The organism is Mesorhizobium sp. M0715 (assembly GCF_040320355.1).
Lineage (GTDB): Bacteria > Pseudomonadota > Alphaproteobacteria > Rhizobiales > Rhizobiaceae > Mesorhizobium.
In genome coordinates this window covers 35,662-50,037 of sequence record NZ_JAMYPL010000005.1, presented here as the reverse complement: position 1 = coordinate 50,037, position 14,376 = coordinate 35,662, and the positions used below count along the sequence as shown (strand labels likewise).

The 14,376-nt window shown below is 62.6% G+C and carries 10 protein-coding genes; 8 read left to right on the top strand and 2 right to left on the bottom strand.

The window, feature by feature from the left end:
- Window positions 1-24 precede the first annotated feature (24 nt).
- Window positions 25-1,419, bottom strand: coding sequence for a M48 family metalloprotease (locus NKI21_RS07915; protein WP_352439931.1), 1,395 nt, complete (start codon window positions 1,417-1,419; stop codon window positions 25-27).
- A gap of 145 nt (window positions 1,420-1,564) precedes the next feature.
- On the opposite strand from NKI21_RS07915, the gene NKI21_RS07910 reads away from it, so the two are divergent.
- The gene (locus tag NKI21_RS07910; protein WP_127291397.1) at window positions 1,565-2,713 is read left to right on the top strand and encodes a pyridoxal phosphate-dependent aminotransferase; all 1,149 of its coding nucleotides are present in this window, start codon (window positions 1,565-1,567) and stop codon (window positions 2,711-2,713) included.
- A 4-nt stretch (window positions 2,714-2,717) separates the two neighbouring features.
- The gene (locus tag NKI21_RS07905) at window positions 2,718-3,647 is read left to right on the top strand and encodes a glutaminase (RefSeq protein ID WP_352865188.1); all 930 of its coding nucleotides are present in this window, start codon (window positions 2,718-2,720) and stop codon (window positions 3,645-3,647) included.
- A 171-nt stretch (window positions 3,648-3,818) separates the two neighbouring features.
- Here the strand turns inward: NKI21_RS07905 and NKI21_RS07900 are convergent, their stop codons facing one another.
- Complete coding sequence (locus NKI21_RS07900) at window positions 3,819-6,758, bottom strand: Rne/Rng family ribonuclease (protein WP_352751390.1); 2,940 nt, start codon at window positions 6,756-6,758, stop codon at window positions 3,819-3,821.
- A gap of 653 nt (window positions 6,759-7,411) precedes the next feature.
- On the opposite strand from NKI21_RS07900, the gene NKI21_RS07895 reads away from it, so the two are divergent.
- The 6 genes from NKI21_RS07895 to NKI21_RS07870 all read left to right on the top strand — a co-directional run bounded on the left by NKI21_RS07895 (window position 7,412) and on the right by NKI21_RS07870 (window position 14,282).
- On the top strand, window positions 7,412-8,674 hold the full coding sequence (locus tag NKI21_RS07895) for an N-acetylmuramoyl-L-alanine amidase (RefSeq protein WP_023812126.1): 1,263 nt from the start codon (window positions 7,412-7,414) through the stop codon (window positions 8,672-8,674).
- Window positions 8,675-8,887: 213 nt separating this feature from the next.
- Entirely contained in the window at window positions 8,888-11,344 is a 2,457-nt protein-coding gene (locus NKI21_RS07890) for a penicillin-binding protein 1A (RefSeq protein WP_352795787.1), read from the top strand.
- A gap of 118 nt (window positions 11,345-11,462) precedes the next feature.
- A protein-coding gene (gene prfB / locus NKI21_RS07885; RefSeq protein ID WP_352865183.1) for a peptide chain release factor 2 occupies window positions 11,463-12,594 on the top strand; the annotation gives its coding sequence in 2 pieces (ribosomal slippage) (window positions 11,463-11,528 and window positions 11,530-12,594; 1,131 coding nt in all).
- Window positions 12,595-12,672: 78 nt separating this feature from the next.
- Window positions 12,673-13,092 carry a GFA family protein gene (locus NKI21_RS07880; protein WP_127291381.1) on the top strand — a complete coding sequence of 140 codons (420 nt, stop codon included), beginning with the start codon at window positions 12,673-12,675 and terminating at the stop codon, window positions 13,090-13,092.
- A 286-nt stretch (window positions 13,093-13,378) separates the two neighbouring features.
- Entirely contained in the window at window positions 13,379-13,756 is a 378-nt protein-coding gene (locus NKI21_RS07875; RefSeq protein ID WP_128305863.1) for a hypothetical protein, read from the top strand.
- A gap of 157 nt (window positions 13,757-13,913) precedes the next feature.
- Window positions 13,914-14,282, top strand: coding sequence for a GFA family protein (locus NKI21_RS07870; protein WP_352679403.1), 369 nt, complete (start codon window positions 13,914-13,916; stop codon window positions 14,280-14,282).
- The last annotated feature ends 94 nt before the right edge of the window (window positions 14,283-14,376 follow it).

Here is a 14,376-nt window from a genome sequence, read left to right as displayed (position 1 = left end):
TGTCGTGGCGCGCGACCGGAAGGTTCACTTGATCTTGGTTGACGGCCTGTAGTTTATGATATCCTGGGCGCGAAGCCAGCGCGGCTCGCCGCGTTTCATCTGCTGTTGCGCCCGCATGGCGAAAATCTTCGCATCCTTGTAGTTGCCGGAATAGAAATGGCTTTCGGCGGTGGCAAGTTCAGCGCCCGGTATGTCGCCCAACTCGCCATAGGCCTGTGCCAGATAGCGATATCCGGCTGAATTTTCCTTGTCGCGACCGAGGCCATTGTTGATCTGCACGACGGCTTTTTTGAGGGAGTCGGGCGTGCCGACGGCCATCAGCGCCTGACCCACTGACACCGGCAGCAGACCGGACCGAGCCGAATCGAGGCTGACCGCCTTGGCGTAAGCGTCCGCAGCTTCCTTGGGTTTGTTTGCTTTCATCAGGATGTCGCCGCGCAGTTCCTGGAAGTAGGCATTTTTCGGCTGCGCTTTGATCAGTGCATTGGTCTTGGCGAGAGCGGCGGCGATGTTGCCGAACAGGTAGGTCGACTGGGCGTCGCCGTACTGCGCGGCGAGGGTTCCTTGCATCTTTCGCATCAGCCGCGACGCGGCCGCCTGGCCTTCCATGTAGACGGCGATCTTCACCCGCATCATGTCATGGCGCTGCTGCAGCGCGGGCGGGTCCGGCCTATCGACATTGGGGTCCTGTTTCACCAGCACTTCGAGATTGGCGATGCGGTCCTGCGGCATCGGATGGCTGATCCGATACGGATCGACCTGGGCGCCCGAAAGCGACAGTGCGGTCTGGAAGCGGCGGAATGTCTTCAGCATGCCCATGCCGGACTGGCCGGTGGCGTTGAGATAAGTGATCGCCGAGCGGTCGGCCGTCATCTCCTCGGTGCGCTGGTAGGCGAGGATGCTGCGCTGTGCCATCTCGCCGCCGCCAGCGGCCACGCCCATGCCAGCGCCGGCGAGACCGCGGCTGCTGGTTGTGGCACCGGCGACAATGGCGCCGGCGCCAAGCAATGTCGCGATGACGGCCATCGTCTTGGCTCGTTCGAGTTGGTCGCGCAGCTTCTGCTGGTGGCCGCCGGCGATATGGCCGGCTTCGTGCGCGATGACGCCGATGATCTCGTTGGGCGTTTCAGCCGTCATCAGCGCGCCGGTGTTGATGAACAGCCGGCGCCCGGTGACGAAGGCGTTGAAACTCTGGTCGTTGACCAGAACGATGTCGATGCCGTCATTCGCCAGGCCGGCCGCCCTGAAGATCGGCCGCGCGTAGTCGCGCACCAGCGCCTCGATCTCGGCGTCGCGCACCACCGGCACGTTCTGGGCGAAGGCACTGACCGAGCTCGCCATTGCAACGGCAACGCCAAGCGAAAGCGTCGCGAAGACGCGCGCTGCCTGGGCAATCGTCGATCTGGGTCGGCTCAACATGATGGCTCCACTGGTAGACGAGCGGGCGAAAGATGAAAAGTCGGCGCCGGAAACTTCCTCAACTTGTGATCCTCACATCAATCGGGCATTTGTGCGGCACATGCGCCAGTGCCTGGCGCCGTCAGTCATCGGGAATACTGGTTAAATGGTCGTTTCGCTCTCACGCCGTGGCAAAGTCGAGCCCTTCCATGCTATGGACATTCTGGCAGAGGCGAACCGGCTGAAGTCCCAGGGCGTGCCGGTTGTTTCGATGGCCGTCGGCCAACCCTCCGATCCCGCACCGGTTCTGGTTCGCGCCGCAGCCGCCAAGGCGCTGCAGGATGGGCGCATCGGCTACACCGACGCGCTGGGACTGGCAGGTTTGCGCAAGGCGATCGCCGGACACTACGCCGATCACTACGGGCTTGATATCGAGCCCAGCCGGATCGCGGTGACCACTGGATCGTCGGCCGCCTTCAACCTTGCCTTCCTGGCGATGTTCGATGGGGGCGACCGGGTCGCCATCGCGGCACCCGGTTATCCTGCCTATCGCAACATCATGGCTGCACTCGGCATCGAGGTGGTCGAGATCGAGCTCGGCGACGCCGCCTACCTGCATGCCGGCCATCTCGAGACCGCGCATCGTGAAAAGCCGCTGAAAGGCGTTCTCTTCGCCAGCCCCGCCAATCCAACCGGCGCGGTCATACCGGCCGATGAACTGGCGGTTCTGGTGAGGACGGCGCAAGACCTCGGCATCGCCGTCATCTCCGACGAAATCTATCACCGGCTGGCCTATGCCGCCCCCGACACCACGGCGCTGGCCTATGGCGGCGACGTGACGGTGATCAACTCCTTCTCCAAATATTACTGCATGACGGGCTGGCGCATCGGCTGGATGGTGCTGCCGCAAGAGCTGGTGCGGCCGGTCGAGCGCGTCGCCCAGAGCCTCTACATCTCGCCGCCGGAACTGTCGCAGATCGCCGCGATCGAAGCGTTCAGGGCGACCGAGGAGCTGGAGGCGGTAAAAGGCCGCTACGCCTGGAATCGCGAGCTTTTGATGAAACGCCTGCCGGAACTCGGCTTTCCGCTGGCGGCGCCCATGGACGGCGCCTTCTATGCCTTCTGTGACGTCACCAGGCATACCAATGACAGCATGGCCTTCGCACGCAAGATGCTGGCTGAGGCGCATGTGGCGGCAACGCCCGGCCGCGACTTCGACACTCAGGCTGGGCACCGGACGATGCGGTTTTCCTATGCCGGCAGCCACGACGACATGGTCGAGGCAATAACGCGCATCGAACGCTGGTTGAGGTAGCAACATGCCGGAACTTGATCAGGCATTGGCCGAAGTCGCCGCCGAAATGGCCGATCGCACCGATCGCGGTGATGTCGCTTCCTACATTCCGCAGTTGGGCAAGGTCGATCCGAAGAAATTCGGCATCGCAGCGGTCACCAATGACGGCCGCGTGCTGATGGCGGGGGACGCCGACCAGGCCTTTTCCATCCAGAGCATCTCGAAAGTGTTCACCCTGACACTGGCGCTCGGCAATGTCGGCGACGCGCTGTGGCAGCGGGTCGGGCGCGAACCGTCAGGCAATCCGTTCAACTCGATCGTGCAGCTCGAGCATGAGAACGGCATTCCGCGCAATCCGTTCATCAATGCCGGCGCCATCGTCATTTCCGACATCCTGCTTGCCGGCCACCAGCCGCGCGAGGCGATCGGCGAGATCCTGCGCTTCATCCAGTTTCTCGCCGACGACGAGACTGTTATCATCGACCGCGAGGTCGCGGCGTCCGAACGGGCCACCGGCTATCGCAACTTCGCGCTTGCCAACTACATGAAATCCTTCGGCAATCTCCACCACGCGCCGGAGCTGGCGCTGGGCGTCTACTTCCACCACTGCGCCATCGCCATGAGCTGCCGGCAATTGGCGCTCGCCGGCCGTTTTCTCGCCAATGGCGGCAAGAACCCGGCGACCGGGCATTCCGTGGTGTCGGCCGAACGGGCGCGCCGCATCGGCGCGATGATGCTGACCTGCGGTCACTATGACGGTTCCGGCGATTTCGCCTTCCGCGTCGGCATTCCCGGCAAGAGCGGCGTCGGCGGCGGCATATTGGGCATCGTGCCGGGCGTGGCGTCGCTTGCCGTCTGGTCGCCGGGCCTCAATGCCAACGGCAACTCCAAGCTGGGGTCGATCGCGCTGGAAAAGCTGGCCAGGATGATGAACTGGTCGATCTTCGCGCCGTGATGCATGTCGCCCAAAAGTGCGCAGCGGTTTTGGGACAACGACATGCTTGGAATCAAAGAAGCGTTTTAGCCTTTCGCGATCCAGCATAACGCCAGATAAGAAAATCCCGCACCGTCTTCGAGACGGCGCGGGATTTTTTTGTCAAAGAACTAGCTCATGCGATTGAAAGGCTTAGAAAAAGCCCTTCCGCTGCCACCATCCGCCGCGTTTCGGCTTGTCCTCGGTCTTGTCCTCAGCCTTGGCCGCGGGTTCTTCCGCTACGGTCGAAGACACCACGGGCTCGACCGGCGCATTCACCGCCGCCGGCTTGCGCCGCGACGGGCGGGCCTTCGGTGCCTTCTCCACAGCCGCTGCTTCGTCGGACGCCGTGGCCGGCGTCTCGACCGGTGCTTCCGCCTCGGCAGCCGGCTCTTCGGCGACGATTTCGGCCGCGGCCTTCTTCGGCTTGGCGGCACGACGTGGCTTCTTCGGCTTCTCCGTGCTCGGCGCGTCGTCATTGGCCGGAGCAAGCGCCACCGGCTCTTCGGCTGGTGCAGCAACGACCGGCTCGCTGGCGATCACCTCGGTTGCCGAGACTTCGCCTTTGGACGCGTCGGCTGCTTCGCCAGCACTTGCCTCGGCCTCGCCTTCACCGTCTTCGCGGCGATTGCGCTTGCCGCCGCGCTTGCCGCGCCGGCGCTTTTTGCCTTGGCCTTCGTCCGAAGCCTCAACTGTCTCGGACGTTTCGGCAACACCAACAGGGGCGTTGTCGTCCGTTTCCGTGTCGCCGTCGCTGGCGGCCGAGTCTGGGTCCGAAAACTCGCCGGCCGGAGCCGAGACGGAAGCACCGTCCGCCGGGGCGCCATGTTCGCGATCGCGATCCTTGCCGCCGCGCCGACGCCGGCGCTTGCGGCGCTTGCGGTCGCGGCCTTCGCCTTCCTCGCCACCGGCGGCAGCAGGTCGGGGTTGTTGCTGCGGCTGCTGGCGTGGCTGTTCGGCCTGGACCGGCGCCTCGTCATCCTCCTCCTCGGCGACGACAATCTCGTCCTCGGGCTCTTCCGGCTCGACATAGGCCGGGAAGCTGCGCGCCTCGACAAAGCCTTCCGGCTTTTCAGCCAGCGCGCCGCGGAAGATCGCATAGTGCTGCGAACCGACCGAATCGTCGGCCTCGACGGTGATCGTCAGCCCGAAGCGGCTTTCGAGTTCGACCAGCGTGCCGCGCTTATGGTTGAGCACGTAGAGTGCGGTCGCCGCCGGCGTCCGTACCGTGATGTGGCTGCGCGAATCCTTGAGCAGGAATTCCTCGATCGCCCGCACCACCATCAGCGCGACCGACGAATCGGAGCGCACATGGCCGGTGCCGCCGCAATGCGGGCAAGGCTTCATGGTCGATTCCAGCACGCTGGCGCGGATGCGCTGGCGGGACATCTCCATCAGGCCGAAATGCGAGATGCGGCCGACCTGGATGCGCGCACGATCGTTCTTGAGGTGATCCTTCAACCGCTTCTCGACGGAGCGGTTGTTGCGGTTCTCCTCCATGTCGATGAAGTCGATGACGATTAGGCCGGCGAGATCGCGCAGCCTGAGTTGACGCGCGACTTCCTCGGCCGCTTCCAGATTGGTGTGGAGCGCGGTGTCCTCGATCGAGTGCTCCTTGGTGGAGCGGCCCGAATTGACATCGATGGCAACCAGCGCCTCGGTCTGGTTGATGATGATGTAGCCGCCGCTCTTCAGCGTCACCTGCGGCTGCAGCATGCGGTCTAGCTGTGCCTCGATGCCGTTGCGCACAAAGATCGGCGTCGTGTCGCGGAACGGCTGAACCACCTTGGCGTGGCTCGGCATCAGCATGCGCATGAAGTCCTTGGCCTCGCGGTAGCCTTCCTCGCCGGAGACAAGAATCTCGTCGATATCCTTGTTGTAGAGGTCGCGCACCGAGCGCTTGATCAGGCTGCCTTCCTCGTAGACCAGGGCAGGGGCCGTGGACTGCAAGGTGAGATTGCGGACATTTTCCCAAAGCCGCATCAGATATTCGTAATCGCGCTTGATCTCGGCCTTGGTGCGGCTCTCGCCGGCGGTGCGCAGGATCACGCCCATGCCCTGCGGCACTTCGAGATCGGCAACGACCTCCTTCAGGCGCTTGCGGTCGACCGCGCTGGTGATCTTGCGCGAAATGCCGCCGCCACGCGCCGTGTTCGGCATCAGCACCGAATAGCGGCCGGCAAGCGACAGGTAGGTGGTCAGTGCCGCACCCTTGTTGCCGCGCTCTTCCTTGACGACCTGCACCAAGAGGATCTGCCGGCGCTTGATCACTTCCTGGATCTTGTACTGGCGGCGCACCGGCTTGCGGCGGTTGCGCACTTCCTCCAGCGCGTCCTCGGCGCCGACCGATTCGACCTCGTGATCGTCCGGATGCGAGGACTGCACTTCTTCCAGCATGCCGCGATCATTGTCGCCGGAGGTCGCTTCGCTGCCTTGTTCGGCCTGCGGAACGGCTTCGGAAACCACATCGGCCTCGACCGAGGCGGCGATCGACGTCGGGCCGCCTTCGCGGGTTTCGCCTTCGTCCTGCTCGGCGGAATCCTCGCCATGTTCGGACGCATCGGCATGTTCGGACGTATCGGCCGCATGTTCGATGATCTCGGACGTGTGCGAGATCTCTTCGAAACCAGCGTCGGCCCCTTCTTCTGCCTCGTCGGCAGCGTCGTTTGCCTCGCCGGAATCGGCTGCATCGCGCTTGTGCTCACCCCGGTCACGGGGCTTTCCGCCGCGCCGGCGGCCGCGCCGTCCGCGATCGCGGCTCTGACGGTCATCGCCGTCGCCGTCCTCGTTCTCCTCGTCCTCGGCCTCCTGCGCTTCCGCGCGTAGCAGTGCCTGACGATCGGCGACCGGAATCTGGTAGTAATCGGGGTGAATTTCACTGAAGGCGAGAAAACCGTGGCGGTTGCCGCCATATTCGACAAAGGCTGCCTGAAGGGAGGGCTCTACGCGCGTTACGCGGGCTAGGTAGATGTTTCCTTTGAGCTGCTTCTTGTCCTGGGATTCAAAGTCGAATTCTTCAATACGGTTACCGCGTACGACGACAACGCGTGTTTCCTCCGGGTGGGAGGCGTCTATCAGCATTTTGTTGGGCATTATTTCGTTTCCCCCCGGCAGCCGTCAGCCGCAGCTTGCGAGGCAAAGCCTGCTGCTGCGTGTCTGGAATGTGGGTGCCGGATATTTGAACGTCCGCCGGCCGCCGCTTGAGCGCCATGGCGGTGCCGCCCGCAGCCATAATGGCGCGGTTTGATGCGGACCTTTCCATGATTGCGCTTGAAGCCATCGTCACCAACAGAACCTTTTGAACCAAAGCCCGGATGAACCGGACCAGCTTGTTTGCTCATACAGAGCCGGCGCGGGAACAAACCCGGCCGTTTTCCTCACGCAGGCGATTCCCCCGCCACGGGAGCACGCCTGCGAAATTCGTCGCGATCACCTGAACCCTTTTCGCCTGAAGCGAAAGGAGCCGCCTTTACATCTGACCCTGTAGCAAGAAGCTGCGGAGGAGGGCGGTTCCAGGATTGCAGTGATCCACTATCGCTTTTATGATTTGGCGGGATGGAAGGCAACCCCGATTTCCGATGCCGGCAAAAAGCCGTTCCGTAGCGTAAGCCAGGCTTGCGGCCTTGCATGAAAAGGCTTGGTTAACCTTCTCTGGATACCAATCGTTAATCGAGTTCGCGGCCTAACCGGCATATGGACGAAATGACCGGGCGCCGGGCGCCAAACCGGGAGCGACTGGAAGAGAGATGGGATTGGCGGACTTCACAGACAAGGGATGTCGTGTCGGCGGCCGGATCCTGGCCGCTTTCTGCCTCTTGCTGCTGCTGGCGGTCTCATCTGCCCTGTCCTCAAATGCCAATGCCGCCGACGCTCCGCTCGTGGCAAAAGGTTACAAGATGGCCGGCGATGCCACCAAGATGCGCATCGTCATGGACTTCGATCGCGAACCCGGTATCAAATGGTTCCTGCTGCGCGGTCCCAACCGTCTTGTCATCGATCTCGCGAATACGAGATTCGCCGTTGATGCCAAGGATTTGAAGGCGCGGGGCCTGGTCAAGAGCGTGCGCCTGGGCGCCCTCGGCGAGGGCGTTTCGCGGCTGGTCCTCACCGGCAAGGGTCCCTTTGCGGTCGACAAGCTCGATGTGCTCAAGAACGAGGACGGTACCGGCTACCGCATTGCCATCGACATGTCGGCGGCATCCGAGCGCGAGTTCGATGTGGCGCTGGCCAATCAGGCGCTGACCACCGGATCGACCGTTTCGACCGACAAGGGAGGGCGGGTCGGCACCGGGCCGGTCTCCAATCCAGGCCATCGGTTCACCGTCGTCATCGATCCCGGCCATGGTGGCATCGACGGCGGTGCCGAGGGCCTGAACGGCACCATCGAGAAGAATGTCACGCTGGCCTTCGCCACGGAGCTGCGGGACAAACTCGCAGCCATCGGCAATTATGATGTGTTCATGACGCGCGACACAGACGAATTCCTGCGTCTGGACGATCGCGTGCGCATTGCCCGTCAGCATGAGGCCGACCTGCTTATTTCGATCCATGCCGACACGATCAGCGTCAAAGGCATTCGCGGCGCCACCGTCTACACCGTCTCCGACAAGGCTTCGGATCCCGAGGCGCAGGCGCTTGCCGACCGAGAAAACCTCTCCGACCAGTTCGCCGGCATGGAAATCAAGAACGACAACAAGGAAGTCACCGACATCCTGATCGACCTGATCCGCCGCGAAACGCACAATTTCTCGATGAGTTTCGCCCACACGCTGGTCGGCCAGTTGTCGACCAGCGTCGGCCTGATCAACAATCCCCAGCGTTCGGCGGGCTTCAAGGTGCTCAAGGCACCCGACGTGCCGTCAGTGCTGGTCGAACTCGGTTATCTCTCGAACGCCAAGGACGAGGCGCAGTTGCTCAACGCCGACTGGCGCGGCAAGGCGGCCCAGAGCATAACCAACGCCGTCGCGCTGTTCGCGTCGGCCAAGGCCGGACCGGGAACCGGAGGTTGACATGACCGGCGGCGCCTGCAACCAGAGGCGGCGTTGCGCGACGACAACACCCAGTGCTTTTATTTCCGGCTCGCGACCGCGAAATCAGGCATTGCCGTATTTTGTCCACATGGCGGCGACAAGGGTTTTCGATTACGGATTGGGACCGGCTCGAAAGCTTGCGCGAAAGGCGGCTTCGTTTAGGAAATTCCCGAACCAAGGACTGGAGCGGGTATGATTCGTCTCATTGGCTATTTTTTCGGCATCGGCACGACGCTGGCCCTTCTGGTCGCGGCGGGCGTTGCCATCTATATCGGCCATTTGTCGAAGGATCTGCCCGACTACGAGGTGCTGGCCAAATACGAGCCGCCGGTGACCACCCGCATCCACGCGTCTGACGGCGCGCTGATGGCCGAATACGCGCGCGAACGGCGCCTGTATTTGCCGATCCAGGCCATACCGGACCGCGTCAAGGCGGCCTTCCTGTCGGCCGAAGACAAGAATTTCTACAACCACCCAGGCATCGATGTGACCGGCCTCGGCCGCGCCATCATCGTCAACCTGCAGAATCTCGGCTCGGGCCGGCGTCAGGTCGGTGCCTCGACGATCACCCAGCAGGTGGCGAAGAACTTCCTGTTGTCCTCGGACCAGACCTACGAGCGCAAGATCAAGGAGATGATCCTCGCCTTCCGCATCGAGCAGGCCTATCCCAAGGATCGCATCCTGGAACTCTACCTCAACGAAATCTTCTTCGGCTTCGGCGCCTATGGCGTCGCCGGTGCGGCGCTGACCTATTTCGACAAGTCGGTCAACGAACTGTCCGTGGCCGAGGCCGCCTACCTGGCCTCGCTGCCCAAGGGGCCGAACAACTACCACCCTTTCAAGCATGCCGATCGCGCGATCGAGCGCCGCAACTGGGTCATCGACCAGATGGTCGAGAACGGCTACGTCACGCGTGAGGAAGGCAACAAGGCCAAGGCCGAGCCTCTGGGCGTGACGCCGCGGCGCAGCGGCACCTATCTGTTCGCCGGCGAGTATTTCACCGAAGAGGTGCGCCGTCAGATCATCGCCCGCTACGGCGAGAATGCGCTCTACGAAGGCGGCCTCTCCGTCCGCACCACGCTCGATCCGAAGATCCAGCTCATTGCCCGCAAATCGATGCAGAACGGGTTGATGAAATACGACACGCTGCGCGGCTATCGCGGGCCCGTGACATCGATCGACGCCTCGGGCGACTGGGGCGTGCCGCTTGGCGCCGTCAAGGGGCTGGAGGATGTCCCCGAATGGTCGCTCGCCGTCGTGCTCGACAGTTCGGCGACCGGGCTGTCGATCGGCCTGCAGCCGGCACGGCAGGCGTCGGGCGAGATCGTCAAGGAGCGCGTCGAAGGCACCATCAGCAAGGAGGACATGGGTTTTGCCATGCGCCATGTGGTTGCCGGCAAGACCGTCAAGGCCAAGTCGCCGGCGGAGGTGCTGAAGCCGGGCGACGTCATCTTCGTGCAGAAAAACGATGGTGCCGATGGCGCCTACAGCCTGCGCCAGGTGCCCGAAGTGGAAGGCGGCCTGATCGCCATGGACCCGCACACCGGCCGCGTGCTGGCCATGGTCGGCGGCTTCTCCTATGCGCAGTCCGAATTCAACCGCGCCACGCAAGCCATGCGCCAGCCGGGCTCCTCGTTCAAGCCGATCGTCTATTCGGCCGCACTCGACAATGGCTATACGCCGGCCTCGGTGATCATGGACGGGCCGATCACGATCCAGAGCGGTAACACGAGCTGGACGCCGAAGAATTACGACGGCACCGTCGCCGGTCCGGCGACCCTGCGCTCCGGCATCGAGAAGTCGCGCAACCTGATGACGGTGCGGCTTGCCAATGACATGGGCATGAAGCTGGTCGTCGAATATGCCGAGCGCTTCGGTGTCTACGACCATCTGGCACCCTATCTGCCGATGGCGCTGGGTTCCGGCGAAACCACCGTGATGCGCATGGTGTCGGCCTATTCGATCATGGCCAATGGCGGCAAGTCGATCAAACCGTCGCTCATCGACCGCATCCAGGACCGCTACGGCAAGACGGTGTTCAAGCAGGACGAGCGTGGCTGTCAGGGCTGCAATGCGCCCGAATGGCAGAACCAGCCGGAGCCGGAACTCGTCGACAATTCCGAGCAGGTGCTCGATCCGATGACGGCCTACCAGATCACCTCGATGATGGAAGGTGTCGTGCAACGCGGCACCGGCGCGACCATCAATGAACTCGGCCGTCACATCGCCGGCAAGACCGGAACGACCAACGACGAAAAGGACGCCTGGTTCATCGGTTACACGCCCAACCTCGTCGTCGGCCTCTACATGGGCTACGACACGCCGCGCGGCCTCGGCCATGGCGCCACCGGTGGTGGTCTCGCGGCGCCGATCTTCAAGGACTTCATGCGGGTGGCGCTGGACGGCACGCCCAATGTCGACTTCAAGGTGCCCGAAGGCATGAACCTGGTTGCCATCAACCGCAAGACCGGCATGCGTGCCGCATCGGGCGATCCCGGAACCATCATCGAAGCCTTCAAGCCGGGCACCGGTCCCGCCGACAGCTATTGGGTGATCGGCATGGGCGCCGACGGCTCCAATGCCACCGGTGGCGCGCTGTCGCCGCAGGCCAATCAAGCCATCCAGTCCGGCGGCGGCGGCCTCTACTGATGATTTTCAGGAGCGGATGGGCTGGCCTTGGCGCCAGCCCATTTTGCTTTACAGCCGGCGGCGGCCTGCCTATGTATCGCGCCAACCGACTTCAGCAAACAGGACAGAACAGCCAGCCATGCGCGCGGAAACGCAGAATATTGTCGACGAGATCAGGCAGGCGATAACCCTGCTGAGGAGGCATCTTTGACTGGGATCAGGCCATAAGGCGGCTTGAATACCTCAATGTGCGCGCCGAGGACGCCAGCCTCTGGAACGAGCCGCTGGAAGCGCAGAAGCTGATGCGCGAGCGCCAGGGCCTCGAAGAGGGCATCGCCTCGGTGAAAGGCCTGACGCAGGCGCTGGAAGACAATATCGGACTGATCGAGCTCGGTGAGGAAGAGCGCGACGAGGGGGTGATCGCAGAGGCGGAAGCCGCGATCCGCTCGATGCAGGGCGAAGCGAAGGCCCGCCAGGTCGAGACGCTGCTGTCGGGTGAAGCAGACTCCAACGACACCTATCTCGAAATCCATGCCGGCGCCGGCGGTACCGAAAGCCAGGACTGGGCCTCGATGCTGCTGCGCATGTACACGCGCTGGGCCGAGCGCCGTCGCTTCAAGGTCGAAGTGCTGGAAATGCATGACGGCGAAGAGGCCGGCATCAAGTCCGCAACGTTGATGATCAAAGGCCACAATGCCTATGGCTGGATGAAGACGGAATCGGGCGTTCATCGCCTGGTGCGTATCTCGCCCTATGACAGCAATGCGCGCCGGCATACGTCCTTCGCCAGCGTCTGGGTCTATCCGGTCATCGACGACACGATCGAGATCGACGTCTCCGAATCCGATGTCCGCATCGACACTTATCGCTCGTCAGGCTCGGGCGGCCAGCACGTCAACACCACCGATTCGGCGGTGCGCATCACGCATCTGGCCACCGGCATCGCGGTCGCATGCCAGGCTGAACGTTCGCAGCACAAGAACAAGGCCAAGGCCTGGGAGATGCTGCGCTCGCGCCTTTACGAGGAAGAGCTGAAAAAGCGCGAGGCGGTTGCAAACGCCACCGAAGCGTCGAAAAGCGATATAGGCTGGGGTCACCAGATCCGCTCCTATGTGCTGCAGCCCTACCAGTTGGTGAAGGATCTCCGCACCGGCGTCGAGAGCACCAGCCCGTCGAGCGTGCTCGATGGCGACCTCGACGATTTCATGGAAGCCTCGTTGTCGCAGCGCATCGAGGGCGGCGCGGGCGAAGCCGTAGCAGACCTGGATTAGGATATGTCCATGTTCAGGTGAGTTTAGCTGACCTCAATCTGAACATACCCCTGCGCACCACAGCGACGGAGGAGTGTGTTGCCGAGCAAGCTCACCGGAAAGTGCTTCTGCGGTGCGGTTCACTACGAGGTCACTGACGAATTCATCTATGCCGCGAATTGCCATTGTTCGGACTGCCGGCGCACCACCGGTTCGGCCTTCAAGCCTTTCGCCGGTATCGAGCGTGAAAAGCTTGTCCTCACCGAAGGCGAGGACAAGCTCCTGATCTTCGGCGACGAAAGCGGCCATAACGCGCATTGCGGCCGGTGCGGCTCCTTGCTTTATTCGCTCGTGCGCGACGGGGCCTACGTCCATGTCGCCATGGGAACCCTCGTCGACGACCCATCCATCCGCCCGACCGCGCACATCTTCGTCGGTTCGAAGGCCGGCTGGTTCACCATCACCGATGACCTACCGCAGTATCAAGAGCACGTGATTGCCGGCTCTGACCAGCAGTAGGCTGGAACCACAGCGGGCCTATTCCGTTTATCCGACGCCCGTTTGCCGGGAATTGACCTTGGCCTCATCTCGTCGGCGGTAGCGGATACCTGACGTCCATAGAACGATGTCGGGAATGCATCGTCTTGCGCCGACCAAGGAATCAGCCCAGCATCCAAGGGCTGGGAGAGAAAAAGCATTTATGGCCGGACGCGGCATATCTGCGACCCGACGATCCGGCCACTGGGAAGATACGTTCCGGGAACGGGCAAGCGAAACGCTTGAGCTCGTTTGAAAGGAACGCGTCATGTCTGCTGCCACACTTAGATCGGCCAATGCCGTTCAACCGGCTGGCCGACTTTTGTTTTCCCTGTTCGCGATCGGCGCGATGGCAATGCTGACGACACCTGCCTTCGCGCATGACGCCACGCCCACGGCGGCAAAGCCACAGGGCTGGAGTTATCCGTTCGCATGCTGCGCCAACTATGATTGTCGCACGACCCATACAGGCGAAGTGCTGGAGAAACCCGAGGGCTATGTCATCGCCGGAACGGGTGAGATCGTTCCAATGACCGACAAGCGTGTCAAGGACAGCCCGGACGGCGAATTCCATTGGTGCGCGCACCAAGCGGGCCTCGACGCCGGCAAGACAATCTGCCTGTTCGTGCCGCCGCGCTCCTATTGACGACAGGACGGCGGTCGGACGTCCGCGGTCGCGTGTGACCGGAGCCGCAGGCCGGGTTTGCGCGGTTCGGGTGTGCCTGCTGACAGACAGTTGTCAGGAGCACCTCTTTATGGTGCCTTTGTCGCATAGGGTGGCGGGCGACAGGAGGAGTTCGTTGATGACCATCAAGGCAAGCTGTCATTGCAAGGCGACGACACTCGAGGTTTCGCAGGCACCGCAGACGGTGACGCAATGCACTTGTTCTTTCTGCTCGAAGCGCGGCTCGCTCTGGGCCTACTACGTGCCTTCGCAATTCAAGCTCACCAGCCCGATGGAGAACGTCTCTTTCTACCGCTGGGGATCGAAAACCGTAAAGCACGGTTTTTGCGCCACCTGCGGCTGCGGCACCTTTACCGAAACGCCGGACTGGTCGACCGGCGAGCCGGATTTTGACAATCCCAAGATCAGCGTCAATGCGCGGCTGTTCGATGATTTCGATCTCGACAAGGTCGAAGTGGTTGTCATAGACGGCAAGAACCTCTGGTAGCCTGATCCAGACCATTCCGGCACGGCGATGCGGCGCCACCGCCGGGTATTATCTCTCGGGAAAAGCCGTGAGCGGCGCTTTCGCCATTCCGCTT